This window comes from Actinomycetospora endophytica, from assembly GCF_021026375.1.
Taxonomy (GTDB): domain Bacteria; phylum Actinomycetota; class Actinomycetes; order Mycobacteriales; family Pseudonocardiaceae; genus Actinomycetospora; species Actinomycetospora endophytica.
Map to the genome: position 1 here is coordinate 1,514,212 of NZ_JAJNDB010000001.1, position 17,734 is coordinate 1,531,945.

Sequence of the window (17,734 nt, forward strand, 5' to 3'; positions counted from 1 at the left end):
CACATGCGCAGCTACCAGTTGCTGATGGACTTGGCGAAGATGTCGGCGATGTCGTCCTCGGTCGGCGTGCGCGGGCACGTCGCGAGGAGACGCTGCTGCTTCATCGTGCCGTCGACGAGATCGCCGATGTCCGACTCGCCGAACCCGACCGCACCGATGCCGTTCGGGATGTCGATGTCGCGCATCAGCTCGGTCACGACGTGCGGCAGCTGTTCCGACGCGTTGCTCTGCGTCTCGGCGTTCGGACCGAGCAGCTTCGCCGCGGCCATGTGCCGGTCGGGGGCGGACTCGAACGAGAACCGGAACGCCTCCGGCGCCGTCAGCGAGACCGACATGCCGTGCGGCACCATCGCCTCGTCCTGCGGGTAGCCCGCCGGCCGGAAGTCGCGGACCTGCCCGGCGATCGGGTAGGCGTTGGCGTGCGGGATGTGCACGCCCGAGTTGCCGAAGCCCATCCCGGCGAACGTCGCCGCCATCATCATGTCCATCCGGGCGTCGACGTCCTCGTCGCCCCGTTCGACCGCGGTGCGGAACGACCGGGCGAGCAGCGACATCGACTTCTCGCACCACAGGTCCGAGACCGGGTTCGACCCGCAGTAGGTCACCCGCTCCTCGGGCTTCTTGCGGTCGAACGTCGTGTACCAGCGCGCCGTGTAGCTCTCCAGCGCGTGGCAGACGATGTCCATCCCGGCGGCCGCGGTGACCTGGGGCGGCAGGGTCAGCGTGAGCAGCGGGTCGACGACGGCGAGGGTGGGCCGCAGCCGCCAGTGGCTGATGCCCGTCTTCACCCGCAGCGAGAGCACGTCGAGGATGCACATCGCCGTCGACTCGGAGCCGGTGCCCGCCGTCGTCGGGACCGCGATCAGCGGCTTGAGCGACCCCGGCGGTGCCTGGGCGCTGCCGACCGGCTTGTTGATGTAGTCCATCAGCTCGCCGGGGTAGGTCGTCAGCAGGTTGACGGCCTTCGCGGTGTCGATCGACGAGCCGCCGCCGACGGCGACGAACCCGTCCCACGGACCCTGCTGGGTGGCGTAGCCGATCGCCTTGTTCATCGAGTCGTCGGTCGGCTCGACGTGCACTCCGTCGAAGATCTCGACGGTCATGTCGAAGCGGCGGATCGAGTCCGCGATCCGGTCGGGCAGCCCGGTCTGCTGCATCCCGGGATCGGTGATCAGCAGGATGCGCTTCGCGCCGTACTGCGCGAGGTCGAACCCGATCTCGTCGGCCGCCCCCGCGCCGAACTTCAGCGGCGGAGCCCCCCAGGTGAAGACGGACTCCTCGGTGGGGATGCCTGGGACGGTCACGTGTAGCTGCCCCCGTTCGAGACGGTCTTGAGCTGGTGGATCTGGTCGGCGTCGTGGCCGAAGACGACGGTGGCGTCGGTCCGCTCGGCGATGCCGCGGATCTTCTCGACCGACGAGTAGAACTGGCCCATGTCGTTGACGATGGCGGCGGGTGTGGTCGGGGGGCCGTAGGACTCGCCCATGTACACGGCGTCCGACGTGAAGATCATCGTGCCGGTGTCGGGCAGGTCGACCTGCATCGACATCGTGCCCGGGGTGTGGCCGGGGGTCTGGAGCAGCGTGACGCCGGGGAGGAACTCGGTGTCGCCGGAGACGGTGTCCCAGTTCAGGTTCTCGTAGTCGGTCTTGAGGTGCGCGCCGGTGAACAGGCCGTCGAAGCCGAACGCGAAGTCCTTCTCCTTGTCGCTGCAGATCAGCTTCGCCGACGAGTCCTTGAACAGGTCGGCGTTGCCGCAGTGGTCGAAGTGCAGGTGGCTGAGCACCACGTAGTCGATCTGGTTGACCCCGACGCCGACCTGCTTGAGGCGCGAGTCCAGGTACTCGTCGTCGCTGACCTTCTCGTACGGGAAGAAGTCCTGTAGGCCCGTCGGGCCCCAGCGCTCCTCCCAGTCACGCGGGCAGCTGGTGTCCCACAGGATCGTGCCGTCGGGCGTCTCGACGAGGACGCAGTGCGTCGGCACCGTGGCCCACTCGGTCGGCTGGTCGCGCTGCTGGCGGGGGCGGATGGACCGCCCCGGCTTGAGCAGCAACCACGTCAGATCCGCGGTCATCGCCCCGCAGTCGAGGATGCTCACCTTGATGTCGCCACTGGCCACCGCTGACCTCCGCGTCGAGTCGGGTCCCCTCGCCCAGGACCCTGCCTGTGACCGGGGCCACCGTCAACAGTCTTGATCGCCGGATGCGCATCGATGCACGTCACTGGTGTCCATGTCGTGCACGGCCCGGTGCAGCGCGGCGAACGCCTCGCCGAGCGCGGCGGGCGTGTAGTGCGCGTTGAGGCCGCTCGGGTTGGGCAGCACCCAGATCCGGGTGTCGCCGATCCGGGGTTCCTGGGGGCCGACGACGGCGGCGCGGTCGGCGAACGCCACCCGGTAGGCGACGATCCCGACGACGGCGAGCCAGGCCGGTCTCGTGGTGGCGACGAGGGCCCGGAGCCGCTCGCCGCCGGCGGTCAGCTCGGCGTCGGAGAGCTCGTCGGCGCGGGCGGTGGCGCGCGGCGCGACGTTGGTGATGCCTAGTCCGAGGGCCGGGAGCTCGCCCTGCTCGGCGGGGGCCAGGAGGCGGGGCGTGAAGCCGCCGGCGTGCAGCGCGGGCCAGAACCGGTTGCCGGGGCGTGCGAAGTGGTGGCCGGTGTAGGCGGAGACCAGCCCGGGGTTGATGCCGCTGAACAGGACCTCGAGGGGCGGGTCGCCGGGGCCGGGCAGGACGTCCGGGAGGAGCTCGTCGCGGGCGGCCTCGAGCTGGGCGCGGGTGGGGCGGGGTGCCTTGTCGCGTTCTCCTGCGGTCTGCCCTGCCACTTGTCGCAGTGAATCACAACGACAGGGCCGGCTCGGGCGGTGGATCCCCGCGACAAGGTGGGTGGGTCTGGTCGGCTGGGCACTCGGCAGCGGCCGGGCCTGGCGAGGGGCACGTGGCGCAGGTTGGCCGGCGTAACGGGATGCGTGGTGTGCCCGTCGTCGACTGGCGCGGGGCGGCGCGGACCCCGCCCCGGCCGCCGAACGGCGCAGCCGGTCATCCCCACCGGCAGCGTGACCCCCGGTCGTCCACAGGCACGGCGCCGCCCGGGAGCCGCGGCGGAACCCGGGCCGTCACAGGGACATGAACGGATTCATCCACCCCACCGACGCGGTGCGCGACGCCGTCGAGGAGATCGAGGGAGCGGTCCACGAGGCGGCGAGCGCGGCCGGCGCGATGGTCGATTCCCTCCGGATGCTCGCGGCTGCCGTACCGGGCACCGAGACCGCACGACAGGCGACCGCGCTGGCCGCGAGCTGGGCCGCCGACGCCGCCGCCTGGTCCCGCGGCGCCCGGGAGCTCGGGGAGGCGCTCGAGGCCGACGCGGACGACCGGGCGGTCGTGGAGGAGGCCCTGGCCGCCTCGTTCGGCCGGTGACGACCCCGCTCGCCGGGCTCGCCCGTGACCTCGTCCTCGCCGTCGGGTCCTGGGAACGGGCGGTGTTCGCGGTCGCCGTGCCCGAGGGCTGGTCGGGGGCCGCCGCGGACGCGGCCCGCGGCGCGCACGCCCGGCTGGTCGACCGGGGCGCGGGCCTGCTCGACCGCGCCCGCCGGCTCGCGACGGTCCTCGCCGACGTGGCGCCCACGGCCACCGCCCCGCTCGACCAGGCGCACGACGAGCGACTGACCGCGGCACTCCTCGCCGCCGGGAGGGTCGGGCCGACGGCCCGGAGCGCGCCGGTGGACGGTCCGGCCCCGGCGGCGGTCGCGCACTGGTGGGCGGGCCTGCGCTCCGACGAGCGCGACCGGTTGACGGCCGAGCGGCCCGACCTCGTCGGCGCGCTCGACGGGATCCCGGCGCACGACCGTGACCGGGCCAACCGGCTCCGCCTCGCCGCGGCCCGGCGCGACGGCGAGGCCGAGGCGGCGGCCCTGGACCTCGCGCGGGACCACGCGGGCGGGTTCGCCGACCTGCAGGACGTCGAGGCGCGTCTCGCCGAGGTCCGCGCCCGGCTCGGTCGCCTCGCCGCCGTCGAGGCCGCCGCCGCGGCCCCGGGGCACGGCCTGCTCGCGCTCGACCCGGTGAGCGGTCGCGCGGCGGTGGTCACCGGGGACGTCGACGGCGCCCGGCACGTGGGCGTGTTCGTCCCGGGGTTCACCGCGCGGGCCGAGGACCTCCCGGGGCGGGTCGCCGAGCTCGATGCGGTCGCGGCACGCGCGGGCCCGGACGCCGCGATGGTCGCCTGGTACGACTACGCGGCGCCGCAGTGGTCCGAGGTGACCGACCCGGCGCGCTCGGTGCTCGGAACCGAGCCGGCGTCGGACGGCGGCGGACGGCTCGCGTCGTTCGTGGCCGGCCTGGATGCGGCGCATCCCGACGGGCCGCCGCACGTCACCGCGCTGGGGCACTCCTACGGCACGCTCACGGTCGCGCAGGCCCTGCCCGTCGCGCCCGGGATCGACGACGTCGTGCTGCTCGGCTCACCGGGGGTCACGCCGGCGCCTGCGCGGCCCGGGCACGTCTGGGTGGCGGAGGCCCGCCGCGACCCGGTGGCCGACGCCGGTTGGTTCGGCCCGGACCCGAACTCCTCGCCCGCGGTCCGCGGGATGTCGACCGCGCCGCAGGCCGCCCGGACCGGCGCCTCCGGGAGGGCGCTCCCGGCGAGCAGCGGCTCGAGCGGGCACGGCGAGTACCTGCACCCGGGCAGCACGAGCGCCGAGGGGGTCGCGGCGGTGGTCGACGGGCGCGCCGACGACGTCGTCGAGGACCGCATGTCAGGTGCCGGGGACCGGCTGCGGGCGATCCTCGGCCGGGACCGCGCGCTCCGGCCCGCCGGCTGAACCGGCAAGCCCAGCTGAATCGGGAAGCCGAGGTGAACCGGCCCCGGACACACCCGCGGCCGGTCAGGATCCGTCGTGCAGGTCCTGACCGGCCGCGAGGAGGACCGGGGTGCGGCGCGTTAGCTCTTCGCGCCGCCCGCCGGCTTGCTGCTCCCGGTGGTGCCGTTGGTGCTCGGCTTCGGCGTGACCGCGTCGGCCGGCCCCTTCGGCGGGACGACGCCACCGTCCTCGGACGGGTCCGGCACGGCCCCGGCCTTGGCCGCGGGCGTGTCCTTCGAGGGACTCGTCGCGGTGGCCGGCTTCGGCCGCGGGGCCGGCGGGGGCGGCGGCGGGAGCTCGGGGGCCTTGCGGGTCGCGACGACCGCGATCCCGGCACCCAGGATGCCCAGCACCAGCCAGAGGCCCCAGCGGCGACGCTTCTTCTTCGGCTCCTCGGGCTCGATGCGCGCCGCGAGGTCCTTGCGCGCCGCGGTCAGACCCTCCTCGAGGGAGCCGCGGAACGACTCGCCGAACTCACGCAGCTCGTCGGCGTTGCTCGGCAGCGGCGACGCCTCGAGACGCTTGCGCGCGTCCTTGGCGTACACCTTCGCCTGCTTGCGCGCCTCCTTGGCGGCCTGGTTCGCGCGACGACGGGTCTCCGCGCGGGCCTCCTGCGCACGCTGGCGAGCCTCGCCCTGCGCCTCCTCGGCCCGCTTGCGGGCGTCGGCACGGGCGTCGAGGACCCGCTGACGGGCCTCGTCGGCGGCCTTGCGAACGTCCTTGCGGACCTCGGCGCGCTTCTTGGCGCCCTCCTTGCGTGCCTTCTCCCGGTCCTTGCGGGCCTGGGCGGCGGCCTTCTCCGCGTGCTTGGCCGCCTTCTTGCGTGCGCGGCGGCCTTCCTTGCGCGCGTCGTCCAGGTCCTGCCTGGCACCGATCACGGTCTTGCTGCTCAACGGCGACACCTCACTCCTCGGTGGCGGCTCATCATGCCCGCCATTCCCCTGCCTGCAAGTGCCCGACCCGCCGGTGCGTCACACCCGCTACGCCGACGGTGGCACCATGACGCCCGTGACGAATGCCGAGAACGGGCCGACCGCGACGCTGCACACCTCGAACGGCGACATCACCGTCAACCTCTTCCCCGATCATGCCCCGAAGACCGTGGCGAACTTCGTGGGACTCGCGACCGGTGAGGGCCAGTACAGCGAGCCGAACGCGAAGGGCTCGTCGAGCGGGCCGTTCTACGACGGCACGATCTTCCACCGTGTGATCGCGGGCTTCATGCTGCAGACCGGGGATCCCACCGGAACGGGTCGCGGGGGGCCGGGTTACAAGTTCGGCGACGAGTTCCACCCGGACCTGCGTTTCGACCGCCCCTACCTGCTCGCGATGGCGAACGCGGGGCCGGGGACGAACGGTTCGCAGTTCTTCATCACCGTCGCGCCGACGACCTGGCTGAACCGCAAGCACACCATCTTCGGGGAGGTCGCCGACCAGTCCTCGCGCGACGTCGTGGACGCCATCGCCGCCGCGCCGACGGGTCCGGGCGACCGCCCGGTGTCCGACATCGTGATCGAGACCGTCGAGGTCACCCGCTGAACGGGGCAACCCGACGGATCCGACGGATCCGACGCAGCCGTCACCGGAGAGTCCGGACAATGGCGGCATGACCGTTCCCGCGGCCGGGCCGCCCCACCGGGCGGACACCCAGGTCTGCGTCCGCCACCCCGACCGGCCGACCGGCCTGCGCTGCACCCGGTGCGACCGGCCGGCGTGCCCGGAGTGCCTCCGCGAGGCCGCCGTGGGCATGCAGTGCGTGGACTGCGTGTCCGCGGGCGCCCGCAGCACCCCGCGGGTCCGGCGGCAGGTCGGGAGCTCGACGCCCGTCGTCGTCCCGACCCTCATCGCGATCAACGTCGCGGTCTTCGTGCTGACCGTGATCAACGCGGGCAGCGTCGCGAACAACACCGACGGGTCGCTGTTCGCGGCCGCCGCCCTCGCGCCGGTCCAGGTGGCGGGCGGCGGCTGGTGGCGCCTGGTGACGTCCGGCTTCCTGCACATCGGACTGCTGCACCTGCTGTTCAACATGATCGCGCTGTGGTTCATCGGCCGGGACATCGAGCTGGTGCTGGGCCGGCTGCGCTTCTCGGTGCTCTACGGGGTCTCGCTGCTCGGCGGGTCGGCCGCGGTGATGCTCTTCGGCAGTCCCGGCGGCACCGTCGCCGGGGCGTCCGGCGCGATCTTCGGGCTGATGGGCGCGCTCGTCGTCCTGCTGCGGCGCATGCGGCTCCCGATGACCCAGGCGCTCGTGATCATCGGGATCAACGTCGTGCTCTCGCTGACGATCCCCGGCATCTCGCTGCTCGGGCACCTCGGCGGGCTCGTCGTCGGCGCGGTCGTCGCCGCCGGGATGGTGCACGGCCCGGCGCGGTCACGGCCGGCCGCGGGCCTCGTCGTCGCCGGCGGGGTCGTCGTCGTCCTGCTCCTCGCGATCGTCCTGCGCGACGTGTCGTTCGGCTCGATCGTCTGCGACACCGCCGCCTCCTGCCGACGGACGGCCTGAGCGGACCCGTCCGGCGTCGGCGCGGTGCGCCTGCAGCGCGTCCGCGACGTCGACCGGGTCGGTGCCGAGCTCGAGCCGACCCATGACGAGGAGCCGCTCGGTCCCGTCGTCGTCGCGGGCGTCGATCTCGAGGTAGGCGGCCGGCAGCCCGAGGCGGCGCATCCGCACCACCCGCACCGCGTCGACGCGCGCCCAGGGCCAGCGCCGCGTCCCGAGCACCCCGCGCAGCACCAGGGCGTCCTCGTCGGCGGCCAGCCGTGGGCGGGCGCGCAGGCCGACCAGGGCCGCGCCGCCGATCGCGACCCCGGCGACGCCGAGCAGCAGTCGGCCGGGTCCGTCGAGGGTGCCGGTGCGGGCGCCGAGCACGACCCACGCGAGCAGGCCGACGGCCGCCACCAGCCCCATGACGACCGCGGGGACCGGGGCCGCCCACCGGCGCGGGAGGTCGTCGTCAGAGTTGTCCACAGGGTGCGTCCACAGTGGGGACGAATGACATCCGTGTAGTTCGGCCCGGCGTCAGCGCCACTTCATCGTCATGAGCAGCGCGATCACGACGAGGCCGAAGCCGATGAGGAAGTTGTAGCCGCCCAGCTCGGCCATGAAGGGGATCTTCTCGCCGGCCAGGTAGTTCACGACCAGCCACGCGAGTCCTAGCAGGCCGATCCCGAGCATGATGCCGACGTAGGCCGGGTGCGAGGGCCCCGACGTCTTGGCGGCCGCTGCCTGGGGCGGCGGGGTGTAGGCCGGCTTGCGGCGGACCTTCGACTTGGGCACGGGATGCTCCGCTCGGGACGGGGTGGCGGGCACGTCCGGCACGGGGTCGCGGCGCACGGTGCGGCACGCACCCCGGAGACGTGCGCGTGTCGGATTCCACGGTAGCCCAGGCGCTCGATCGGCCGGACCCGCGTCGCCCACCCGGACCGTAGGCTGGCGCCGTGCGGGTCCTCGTCGTCGACAACTACGACAGCTTCGTCTACAACCTCGTCCAGTACCTCGCCCAGCTGGGGGCCGAGCCGGTGGTGCGTCGCAACGACGCCGCGGACGTCCTCACGTTGTCTGACGAGGTCGACGGCGTGCTCGTGAGCCCCGGCCCGGGGACCCCGCGCGACGCCGGCCGCAGCATCGAGGTCATCGAGCGCTGCGCCGCCGCCGGTCGGCCGATGCTGGGCGTCTGCCTCGGGCACCAGGCGCTCGGGGAGGCGTTCGGCGCGGTGGTCGAGCGCGCGCCCGAACTGCGCCACGGCAAGACGTCGAGCGTCCACCACGGCGGGGCGGGCGTGCTCGCGGGGCTGCCCGACCCGTTCACCGCCACGCGGTACCACTCGCTCACCGTCCGGCCGGACTCGCTGCCCGACGTGCTCGAGCCGACCGGCTGGACCTCCGACGGCGTGCTCATGGCGATGCGGCACCGGACCCTGCCGCTCGAGGGCGTGCAGTTCCACCCGGAGTCGGTCCTCACCGAGGACGGGCACCGGATGCTGGCCTCCTGGATGGCCGGCTGCGGTCACCCGGTGGCCGACACCCTCGTCGAGGACCTGGTGCGCGACGTCCGCGCCCTGGCCCTCGCCGCGGCGCCGCCCGCGTAGGTGCGCTCCTCGCCTGTGAGCAGTAATTGACGCCACAGCGTCAATTACTGCTCACGAGCGCGTAGCGCACCTAGTTCCCCGGGAACAGCCCGCCGCCACCGCTGGTGCTGCCGGTCCCGCTGGTGCCGCCGTTCCCACCGAACACCCCGCCGGTGCCGTTGCCGCCGCCGTTGAAGCGGCCGACGGTCACCGTGATCGTGTCCTTCGGGCCCGCCACGCTGCCCGCCGTCGGGCTCTGGCTGAGGACCTTGCCGTCCTGGCTCTGGTCGTCCACGTCGGTCGGGTTGGTCTGCAGGTTCCCGCTGAACCCGGCCGCGGCCAGCGCGGACAGCGCGTCGGACTGCGACTTCCCGACGATCGAGGGCACCTGCAGCTGGTTGCCCTTCGACACCGACAGCGTGACCTTCGATCCCTGCGCCACCGTCGAACCGCCCGACGGCGAGGTGGACAGGACCGTGCCGGCCTTGCCCCCGCCGTCGACCTGGCTCGTCGTGACCTGCAGCCCCACGCCCTCGAGGGTCTGCGTCGCGGTGGACTGGTCCTGGCCGGTGACGTCGGGCATGCGCAGCGTCGGACGGGCCTGGCCGACCGTGAGCTGGATGGCGGTCCCGGGCGCGACGAGGGTCTGCGGCGAGGGATCCTGTGAGAGGACCTTCCCCACCTGCGACGGGTCGTCGACCTGGCGGTTCTGGGGGACCGGGGTGAGGGTCAGCCCGGCGGCCTGCGCCATCTGCTGGGCCTGGTCGGCGGTCTGGCCGACGAGCTGCGGGGTGGGGACACGGTCGGGACCGCGGCCGACCCGCAGTGCGACGACGGTGTCCGGCTGCACCTCGGTGCCCGCCCCCGGGTCGGTGCCGATGACCCGACCGACCTGGCCCTGGTCGGAGGCGACCTGGACCAGGTTCGGACGCAGGCCGGCGCCGCTCAGGGTGCGCAGCGCCACGTCCTGGGGCTGGTTGGTGACGTCGGGGATCGCGAACTGCCGGTTGGACGGCGAGGTGAACCAGAACAGCCCCGCCAGCACGGCGGCGAGCACCAGCACGCCGGCGATGATCCCGTTCCGACGGCGGCGCCGGGAGCGCCGGAGGTCCTCCTGCTCGGCCTGCCAGGCCGCGAAGTCGCCCGCGTCGGTCGCGGGCCCGCCAGCGTAGGCGGCCGGGCCGACCATCTGCGTCGGACCGGTCTGGTTCATGTAGTCGGCGCGCTCGTCGTCCGACATCACCAGCGGGGCCTCGACCGGGTCGCCCTGCAGCGCGCGGATCAGGTCGTCCCGCATCTCGCCCGCGGTCTGGTACCGGTTGAACGGGTTCTTCGCGAGCGCCTTGAGCGTGATCGCGTCGAGGGCCGGCGGCACCGCGGGGTTGAGCTGCGACGGCGCGTCGGGGTCCTCGCGGACGTGCTGGTAGGCCACCGCGACCGGCGAGTCGCCGGTGAACGGCGGCTGCCCGGTGAGCAGCTCGAAGAGCACGCACCCGGTCGCGTAGACATCCGAGCGCGCATCGACGGCCTCGCCGCGGGCCTGCTCCGGCGAGAGGTACTGCGCGGTGCCGATGACGGCGGCGGTCTGGGTCACCGCGGGCTGGGCGTCGGAGAGCGCCCGCGCGATGCCGAAGTCCATCACCTTGACCGCCCCGGACGGGGTGATCATGACGTTGGCCGGCTTCACGTCGCGGTGGATGATCCCGTAGCGGTGGGAGAAGTCCAGCGCCGAGCACACGTCGGCGATGACCTCGCAGACCCGCTGCGGATCCATCGGTCCGCCGGTCTTGACGATGTCGCGCAGCGTCCGGCCGGCGACGTACTCCATGACGATGTAGGGCAGCGGGATGTCGTCCGCCCAGGTCTCGCCGGTGTCGTACACCGCGACGATCGCGGGGTGGTTCAGCGCCGCCGAGTTCTGCGCCTCGCGCTGGAAGCGGATCTGGAACTGCGGGTCGCGCGCGAGGTCGGCGCGCAGCACCTTGATGGCCACGTCGCGGCCCAGCCGGACGTCCCGACCGCCGTGGACCTCGGACATCCCGCCGTAGCCCAGTGCGGGACCGAGCTCGTAGCGGTCGGACAGGAGGCGGGGAGTGGTCATCCGAACTCCTGACAGGTCACGGTGACGGTGTCCCCGCGGCGGACGTCCCCGGTGGGGGACACGTAGAGCACCCGGCAGGCCGACGGGTCGCTCGGCTTCGAGCCCAGGACGGTCCGGACGTCGGAGTCCAGGCCGTCCTGGCGCAGTGCGGCGACGGCCACCGAGGCGGGCCGCCCCACGTAGTCGATGTTGCTGACGTTCACCGTGTTGCCCGACGCCGAGCTGGTGGCCGTCGTGGTGCGGCTCGCCCGGGTCGTCGTGGTCGGGGCCGCCGTGGTCGTCGTCGTGGTCGGGGTGGCCACCGGCGCGGGCGGCGCGCTGGTCTGGGTGTTCGAGAGCAGTACGTAGCCCGCGACCGCCAGCAGCGCCACGACCAGCGCGATCGCCGCCACCGCGCCCCACGGCCCCCGGCGGCGCTGCTGCGGCTGGTCCTCCCAGCGGTCGCGGCGGGGCGCCGGCGCGGGCTGCGGCTCGCGGGTGGTGGCCGGGGCGACGCGGGTCGCCGGGTTGACCGCCTCCGTCGCGGCCGTCCCCGCACCCGGCCGGGGCACCGGCTCGCCGCGGCGCACCGCGGACACGGCGCGCGCGAACTCCCCGCCGGTGGCGTAGCGGCCGCGCGGGTCCTTGGTGAGGGTCAGCTCGATGAGCTGGCGCACCACCGGCGGCACGTCCGGCGGCAACGGGGGCAGCGGGTCGCGGATGTGCATCATCGCGACCGTGACGGCGTTCTCGGAGAGGTAGGGCCGGCGGCCGGCGAGGCACTCGTAGCCCACGACGCCGAGCGAGTACACGTCCGACGCCGGACCGGCGTCACCGCCGCCCGCCTGCTCCGGTGCGATGTAGTGCGCCGTGCCCATGACCATGCCCGAGCGGGTCACCGGGGCGGCGTCGACGGCCTTCGCGATCCCGAAGTCGGTGATCTTCACCTGGTTGTTCGGGGTCACCAGGATGTTGCCGGGCTTGACGTCGCGGTGGACCAGCCCGCGCTCGTGCGCCGCGTCGAGCGCGTAGCCCGACTGCTCGAGGATGTCGAGGGTGAAGTCGACGCCGAGCCGGCCGTGCACCGAGAGCAGCTGCGCGAGCGGCTCGCCCCGCACCAGCTCCATGACGAGGTAGGCCACCGGGACCTGGACGGTGCCGTTGGCGGTCGTCCAGTCGGTGGTGGTCTCGCCGTAGTCGTGGACCTGGGTGATGCCGGGGTTGTTCAGGGACGCGGCGGTGCGGGCCTCGGTGCGGAAGCGGTGCAGGAACTCCGGGTCCCCGGACAGCTCGGCCTTGAGGATCTTGACGGCGACGGTGCGGTCGAGGCGCGAGTCCTGCGCCTCCCAGACCTCGCCCATGCCGCCGATCGCGATGCGGCGCCCGATCCGGTAGCGGTCGGCGAGCAGGGTTCCCGTGGTCGGAGCCATGGCGCTACCTCCCTCCCTGCTGCAGGGCCGCGGCGACGACCGCGCGACCGACCGGGCCGGCGACGGACGACCCGGTGGCGTCGTCGCCGCGGTTCCCGCCCTTCTCGACGATCACCGACACCGCGACCGTGGGGTCGGGCACCGGGCCGAACACGTCGTACCAGGTGTGCGGCGGGCTGGTCTTCGGGGTCGCTCCCTGCTCGGCGGTCCCGGTCTTCGAGGCGAGCTGGATGCCCGGGATCTTGCCGCTGCTGGTGCTGCCGGTGCCGCCGTTCTCCGACCCGATCATCAGCTGGGTCAGCGTCTGGGCGGTGGTCGACGAGAACGCCCGCGTGCCGCGGTCGGGGTCGGTGGTGTCGACCACCGAGAGGTCCTGGCCCTGGATCTGGCTGACCAGGTGCGGCTGCATCGGGAGACCGCCGTTCGCGATGGTCGCGGTGATCATCGCGTTCTGCAGCGGGGTCATGCGCACGTTGCGCTGGCCGATGCCGGACTGCGCGAGCGCGGACGCGTCCGACAGGTCGCCGAGGTCGGACTCGGCGACCGGCATCGGGATCGTCTGGGCGGTGTTCTCCATGCCCAGCGCGGTCGCCATGGCGCGGAGCTTGTCCGCGCCGACCTGGTCGGCGAGCTGCGCGAACGGTCCGTTGCAGGACTTCGCGAACGCCACCGAGAACGGCACCGTCGGGCCGGAGCCGCACGCCTCGCCGTTGTAGTTCTCCAGCGTGGTGGTGTTGTCGGGCAGCGTGATCCGCGGTGCCGCGGTGACCGGCGAGTTCGGCGTGATCAGGCCGTTCTCGAGCGCGGCCGCGCTGGAGACCAGCTTGAACGTCGAGCCGGGGGGATAGGTCGCGCTGATCGCCCGGTCGATCAGGGGCGAGTCCGGGCTGTCGGGGTTGAGCCCGTTCCAGGCCGCCTTCTGGGTCGCGCCGTCGTGGCTGGCCAGCGGGTTGGGGTCGTACGACGGCGTCGACACCATCGCCAGGATCTCGCCGGTCTGGGGGCGGATCGCGACGACGCTGCCCGAGTAGCCCTTGGAGGCCATCGCGTCGTACGCGGCCTGCTGGACCTTGGGGTCGATGGTCAGCGCGACGTTCCCGCCGGCGGGCGCGCGGCCGGTGACGACGTCGGAGATGCGCCGCACGAACAGCCGGTCGTCCGAGCCGTTGAGCACCGAGTCCATCGCCCGCTCGATGCCGTTCGAGCCGTAGACCTGCGAGTAGTACCCGGTGATCGGCGCGTACGCCGGGCCGTTGGAGTACTGGCGCAGGTACTTGAGGCGGTCGTTGGTCGGCACGCTCGCCGCGAGCACCTCGCCGCCCGCGCTGATCTGCCCGCGCTGGCGGGAGTACTCGTCCAGCAGCACGCGCTGGTTGTAGGGGTTCGCCTTGTAGTCGTCGGCCTTGACGACCTGGACCCAGGTGGCCTGGCCCAGCAGCAGCACGATTAGGCCCATGACCACGAGGGAGACCCGACGCAGCGGGGTGTTCACTCTCGGGTCCTCCCTCCGTCGGCGTGCTCGCCCGAGCGGGTCCTGTCTCGCGACGGCGGTGGCACCGGACCGGGCCGGTGGGCCCCGGGCCCGGACTGGCCGGCCGGTCCGGGCGGGTTCGGTCCGGCCTGGTTCGGGCCGGGCTGGTTGGGTCCGGCCGGGCCGTGGCCCGACGGCGCGAGCGGTCCGCCCCGGGGCGGGGTGGCGCCCGCGGCGGGCGACACGGCCCCGCCGTAAGGCGCTCCGGCCGCCTCGTGCGGGGTGGCCGGGGACCCCTGCGGCGGCGTCGCCGCCTCGCCCCGCGACACCATCTCGGTGTTGGCCTCGGCGAGCGGGGCCCGGTGTGCCGCGGGGGACTGGCCGGGCTCGGCCCGGGCCTTGTCCTTCTCGCTCGCGGGCTGGCGGGCCGCGTTGGACACCCGCAGCACCAGGGCGACGAGCGCGTAGTTCGCGACCAGCGACGACCCGCCGTAGGACATGAACGGCGCGGCCTGGCCGGTGTTCGGGATGAGGTCGATGACGCCGCCGGCGACCACGAACACCTGGATCATGATGGTGAAGCCGAGGCCCGCGGCGAGCAGCTTGCCGAACGTGTCCCGCACGGCGAGCGCGGTGCGCAGCGCGCGGGTGGAGATCAGGCCGTAGAGCAGCAGCAGCGCCATGAGCCCGACGAGCCCGAGCTCCTCGCCCATGGACGTGAAGATGAAGTCGGTGCTCGAGAGCGGCACCAGGTCCGGGCGCCCGGCCCCGAGGCCGGTGCCGAGCATGCCGCCGGTCGCGAGGCCGAAGAGGCCCTGCGCGACCTGGAAGCTGGTGTTGGCCGGGTCGCCCAGCGGGTTGAGCCAGACGTCGACGCGCAGCTGTACACGGGACACGAACGTCCACGCCGCGAACGCGCCCGCCCCGAAGATGACCAGGCCGATGAGCACCCACGACGAGCGCTCGGTGGCCACGTAGATCATCGAGAGGACGATCCCGAAGAACATCAGCGAGGTGCCGAGGTCGGACTCGAACACCAGCACGCCCATGGCGACGACCCACGCGATGAGCAGCGGGGCGAGGTCGCGCGGGCGGGGGAAGGTCATCCCCAGGAAGTGCTTGCCCGCCGTCGTGAACAGCTCGCGCTTGGAGACCAGGAACGACGCGAAGAAGATCGTCAGCAGGATCTTGGCGAACTCACCGGGCTGGATGCCCGCGCCGCCGACCCGGATCCAGATCTTCGCGCCGTTCACCTCGGAGAACGTCGAGGGCAGGATCGCGGGCAGCCCGAGCAGGACCAGCCCGATGAAGCCGGCGGTGAACCCGTACCGGGCCAGCGCGCGGTGGTCGTTCACCCGCCACATGACGACCACGAAGATCACCAGGCCGAGGGCCAGCCAGGCGAGCTGCTTCACCGCGTCGGGGTCCGGGGCCGGGTTGCCCAGGTTGATCGCGCGGACGGCCTTGGCCAGGTCGATCCGGTGGATCATCACGAGGCCGAGCCCGTTGAGCAGCGCGGCGCACGGCAGCATCACCGGGTCGGCGTAGGGCGCGAACTTCCGCACCGCGAGGTGCGCGGCCCCGAACAGCGCCAGGTACCCCAGCCCCAGGTACAGCAGGGTGAGGTTGAGCTCCTGGTTCTGGTTGGCCTCGACGAGCACCAGCGCGCCGGTCGTGATGATCGCGGCGAAGGCGAGCAGCGCCAGCTCGATGCCGCGTCGGGTGGAGACGGCGGCGGCGACGATCGGGCGCAGGGCGGTGCGGTCCGCCGGCGCCTCGACGGCGGGACGGGCGCTGCCGCTCCGTCCGCTGCCGGGCGCGGCCTGGGCGGGGCGGGCCATTACTGCACCCGGCGGCAGTCGCGTCCCGGGACCTGCGGGGACGTGGACACGGTCGGCGGCGCCGCGCTGGCGGCCGCGGGCGCCTGGGCTCCCGGCGCGGCGGCGGTGGTGGGAACGATCGGCTGCGTCCCCGGCACGGCGGGCGTTGGCGTGGTGGCTGCCGGCGGCTTGCACGCGGGCAGCAGCTCGTCGGTGCGCAGGCGCTCGACGGTGCGGTGCGCCGCGTCGAGGTCGGAGGTGGGCAGCGAGTCGCCCGTGACCGACATCCGGCCCACCTGGGTCAGGTCACCGACCTGCAGACCGGTCTGCTCCGCGACGTCCTGGAGCTGTACCCCGAGCACGTCGCCGCGTACGCCCTGATAGATGACGACCTGTTCCCCCGAGACTCCGACGTAGTACTGCTGAGAGATCCAGAGGCGGGTGACGAGCAGCGCGAGCCCGGCCAGCACGATCACGCCGACGACGGCGAGCACCACCGCGAGGCGGGAGCGGCGCGGCCTGCTCCGGCCGCGGGCGGCGTCGCTGCGGGCGGGCAGCGGATCCGGGCGCGGCGTCGGCTCCGAGCGCGTGAGGGTCGCGGCCGACGCTCGCGCCGCGGCGGAGTCGCCCGGCGGCGGGTCCGCGCGGCCGTCGCCCGCGGCGCCGCCGTAGATCGGCTGGTCCTCGCCGTAGTCCACGTCGACGACGTCGGCGACGATGCAGGTGACGTTGTCCGGCCCGCCGCCCTTGAGCGCGAGCTCGATGAGCCGGTCCGCGCAGGTCTGCGGATCCGGGATGGTCAGCGCCTCCGCGATGGTCTCCGCGCTCACGACGCCGGAGAGACCGTCCGAGCAGAGCAGGTAGCGGTCGCCGGAGCGGGCCTCGCGCACCGTCAGCGAGGGCTCCACGTCGTGACCGGTGAGGGCGCGCAGCAGCAGGGAGCGCTGCGGGTGGCTCGCGGCCTCGTCCTCGGTGATCCGGCCCTCGTCGATGAGGGACTGGACGAAGGTGTCGTCGCGCGTGATCTGGGTGAGGACGCCGTCGCGGAAGAGATAGGCGCGGGAGTCGCCCACGTGGACCATGCCGAGCCGGCTGCCGGCGAACAGGACGGCGGTGAGCGTGGTGCCCATCCCGTCGAGGTCGGGCTCCTCGTTCACCAGCTCGGTGATGGCGTCGTTGCCCTGGGCGGTCGCCTCGGCGAGCTCGCCGAGCAGGTCGTCGCCCGGCTCGTCGTCGTCGAGCGGCACGAGCGCGGCGATGACCAGCTTGGAGGCCACCTCACCCGCCGCGTGGCCACCCATGCCGTCCGCGAGCGCGAGGAGTCGAGGGCCCGCGTAGACCGAGTCCTGGTTGTTCTGCCGGACCAGGCCCCGGTCGCTGCGGGCGGAGTAGCGCAGCACCAGGGTCACGGGACGATCCTGCACTCACGGGCACGGACGACCTGCACCCGGGTCGGTGCGGCGGGCGCGTCCCTGGGCACGGCGGCGTGCGGGCCACGGTGCCCGCGTGCGGTGTCAGCCATCATGTGCGGAGCTCGATCACGGTCTTGCCGATACGGATCGGCGTGCCCGGGGGCACCTTGGTGGGACCGGTCACCTTGGCGCGGTCGAGATAGGTGCCGTTGGTGGACCCGAGGTCCTCGACGTACCAGTCGTCACCGGACTGGGAGATGCGCGCGTGCCGGGTGGACGCGTAGTCGTCGTCGAGCACCAGCGTCGAGTCGTCGGCCCGGCCGAGCATGATCGGCCGGCCGTCGAGCGCGATGCGGGTGCCCGCCAGTGCGCCCGCGGTCACGATCAGCGCCTTCGGCCCGCTCGACCGACCCCCGCCGCGGCCCGGTTTCGACGTCCCCCCACCTCGGGAGGGTCGCCGGCCGGGCGCGGCCCGCAGTCCGGACGCCGCGTACAGGTCCGAGCGCACGACCCGTAGCGCGGCGAAGACGAACAGCCAGAGCAGCGCCAGGAACGCCGCTCGGGTGAGCTGGAGGACGAGTTCGGGCACGGGGAG

The 17,734-nt window shown here is 73.5% G+C and carries 15 protein-coding genes and 2 pseudogenes; 5 read left to right on the plus strand and 12 right to left on the minus strand.

The window, feature by feature from the left end; genetic code table 11:
• Nucleotides 1-11: 11 nt before the first annotated feature.
• The 3 genes from LQ327_RS07370 to mug form a co-directional block, all read right to left on the minus strand.
• A complete protein-coding gene (locus LQ327_RS07370; RefSeq protein WP_230730991.1) occupies nt 12-1,304 on the minus strand; it encodes a hydroxyacid-oxoacid transhydrogenase in 1,293 nt (430 codons plus the stop codon).
• On the minus strand, nt 1,301-2,119 hold the full coding sequence (locus tag LQ327_RS07375) for an N-acyl homoserine lactonase family protein (protein ID WP_230730994.1): 819 nt from the start codon (nt 2,117-2,119) through the stop codon (nt 1,301-1,303). Before LQ327_RS07375 ends, LQ327_RS07370 begins: the two co-directional genes overlap by 4 nt.
• 63 nt (nt 2,120-2,182) lie before the next feature.
• Complete coding sequence (gene mug, locus LQ327_RS07380; protein ID WP_230730996.1) at nt 2,183-2,821, minus strand: G/U mismatch-specific DNA glycosylase; 639 nt, start codon at nt 2,819-2,821, stop codon at nt 2,183-2,185.
• Nucleotides 2,822-3,122: 301 nt separating this feature from the next.
• On the opposite strand from mug, the gene LQ327_RS07385 reads away from it, so the two are divergent.
• Together LQ327_RS07385 and LQ327_RS07390 are read left to right on the plus strand one after the other, a co-directional pair.
• A complete protein-coding gene (locus LQ327_RS07385) occupies nt 3,123-3,416 on the plus strand; it encodes a hypothetical protein (RefSeq protein WP_230730997.1) in 294 nt (97 codons plus the stop codon).
• A complete protein-coding gene (locus LQ327_RS07390) occupies nt 3,413-4,819 on the plus strand; it encodes an alpha/beta hydrolase (RefSeq protein WP_230730998.1) in 1,407 nt (468 codons plus the stop codon). Before LQ327_RS07385 ends, LQ327_RS07390 begins: the two co-directional genes overlap by 4 nt.
• Nucleotides 4,820-4,938: 119 nt before the next feature.
• On the opposite strand, the gene LQ327_RS07395 is transcribed toward LQ327_RS07390, so the two are convergent.
• A complete protein-coding gene (locus LQ327_RS07395; RefSeq protein ID WP_230730999.1) occupies nt 4,939-5,751 on the minus strand; it encodes a hypothetical protein in 813 nt (270 codons plus the stop codon).
• A gap of 115 nt (nt 5,752-5,866) precedes the next feature.
• Here LQ327_RS07395 and LQ327_RS07400 point away from each other — a divergent pair, with 115 nt between their 5' ends.
• Nucleotides 5,867-6,397 (plus strand): peptidylprolyl isomerase, encoded by a 531-nt coding sequence (locus LQ327_RS07400; RefSeq protein ID WP_230731000.1) that lies wholly within the window; start codon nt 5,867-5,869, stop codon nt 6,395-6,397.
• Nucleotides 6,398-6,464: 67 nt separating this feature from the next.
• Entirely contained in the window at nt 6,465-7,361 is an 897-nt protein-coding gene (locus tag LQ327_RS07405) for a rhomboid family intramembrane serine protease (RefSeq protein WP_230731004.1), read from the plus strand.
• Nucleotides 7,362-7,394: 33 nt separating this feature from the next.
• Here LQ327_RS07405 and LQ327_RS07410 read toward each other — a convergent pair.
• Nucleotides 7,395-7,766: pseudogene (locus LQ327_RS07410) on the minus strand (PH domain-containing protein); the annotation flags it as partial.
• 111 nt (nt 7,767-7,877) lie between these two features.
• Entirely contained in the window at nt 7,878-8,135 is a 258-nt protein-coding gene (gene crgA, locus LQ327_RS07415) for a cell division protein CrgA (RefSeq protein ID WP_230731011.1), read from the minus strand.
• A 161-nt stretch (nt 8,136-8,296) separates the two neighbouring features.
• On the opposite strand from crgA, the gene LQ327_RS07420 reads away from it, so the two are divergent.
• A complete protein-coding gene (locus LQ327_RS07420; RefSeq protein ID WP_230731012.1) occupies nt 8,297-8,947 on the plus strand; it encodes an aminodeoxychorismate/anthranilate synthase component II in 651 nt (216 codons plus the stop codon).
• Between the two features lie 70 nt (nt 8,948-9,017).
• Here the strand turns inward: LQ327_RS07420 and pknB are convergent, their stop codons facing one another.
• From pknB to LQ327_RS07450, 6 genes and pseudogenes are all read right to left on the minus strand, one after another.
• A complete protein-coding gene (gene pknB, locus LQ327_RS07425) occupies nt 9,018-11,027 on the minus strand; it encodes a Stk1 family PASTA domain-containing Ser/Thr kinase (RefSeq protein WP_230731014.1) in 2,010 nt (669 codons plus the stop codon).
• Nucleotides 11,024-12,436, minus strand: coding sequence for a protein kinase domain-containing protein (locus tag LQ327_RS07430; protein ID WP_230731017.1), 1,413 nt, complete (start codon nt 12,434-12,436; stop codon nt 11,024-11,026). The genes pknB and LQ327_RS07430 overlap by 4 nt, the downstream gene beginning before the upstream one ends.
• 4 nt (nt 12,437-12,440) lie before the next feature.
• Complete coding sequence (locus LQ327_RS07435; RefSeq protein WP_230731019.1) at nt 12,441-13,928, minus strand: peptidoglycan D,D-transpeptidase FtsI family protein; 1,488 nt, start codon at nt 13,926-13,928, stop codon at nt 12,441-12,443.
• A 290-nt stretch (nt 13,929-14,218) separates the two neighbouring features.
• Nucleotides 14,219-15,748, minus strand: a pseudogene (locus tag LQ327_RS07440) (FtsW/RodA/SpoVE family cell cycle protein); the annotation flags it as partial.
• A complete protein-coding gene (locus LQ327_RS07445) occupies nt 15,748-17,136 on the minus strand; it encodes a PP2C family protein-serine/threonine phosphatase (protein WP_230731022.1) in 1,389 nt (462 codons plus the stop codon). The gene LQ327_RS07445 and the pseudogene LQ327_RS07440, both read right to left, overlap by 1 nt.
• 112 nt (nt 17,137-17,248) lie before the next feature.
• Nucleotides 17,249-17,728 (minus strand): FHA domain-containing protein FhaB/FipA, encoded by a 480-nt coding sequence (locus LQ327_RS07450; RefSeq protein ID WP_230731023.1) that lies wholly within the window; start codon nt 17,726-17,728, stop codon nt 17,249-17,251.
• Between the last annotated feature and the right edge of the window lie 6 nt (nt 17,729-17,734).

Excerpts from the sequence above, each read along its gene's own strand:
- LQ327_RS07385 (WP_230730997.1), top strand. The coding sequence starts at position 3,123 with ATGAACGGATTCATCCACCCCACCGACGCGGTGCGCGACGCCGTCGAG.
- LQ327_RS07405 (WP_230731004.1), top strand. The coding sequence starts at position 6,465 with ATGACCGTTCCCGCGGCCGGGCCGCCCCACCGGGCGGACACCCAGGTC.
- pknB (WP_230731014.1), bottom strand. The coding sequence starts at position 11,027 with ATGACCACTCCCCGCCTCCTGTCCGACCGCTACGAGCTCGGTCCCGCA.
- LQ327_RS07430 (WP_230731017.1), bottom strand. The coding sequence starts at position 12,436 with ATGGCTCCGACCACGGGAACCCTGCTCGCCGACCGCTACCGGATCGGG.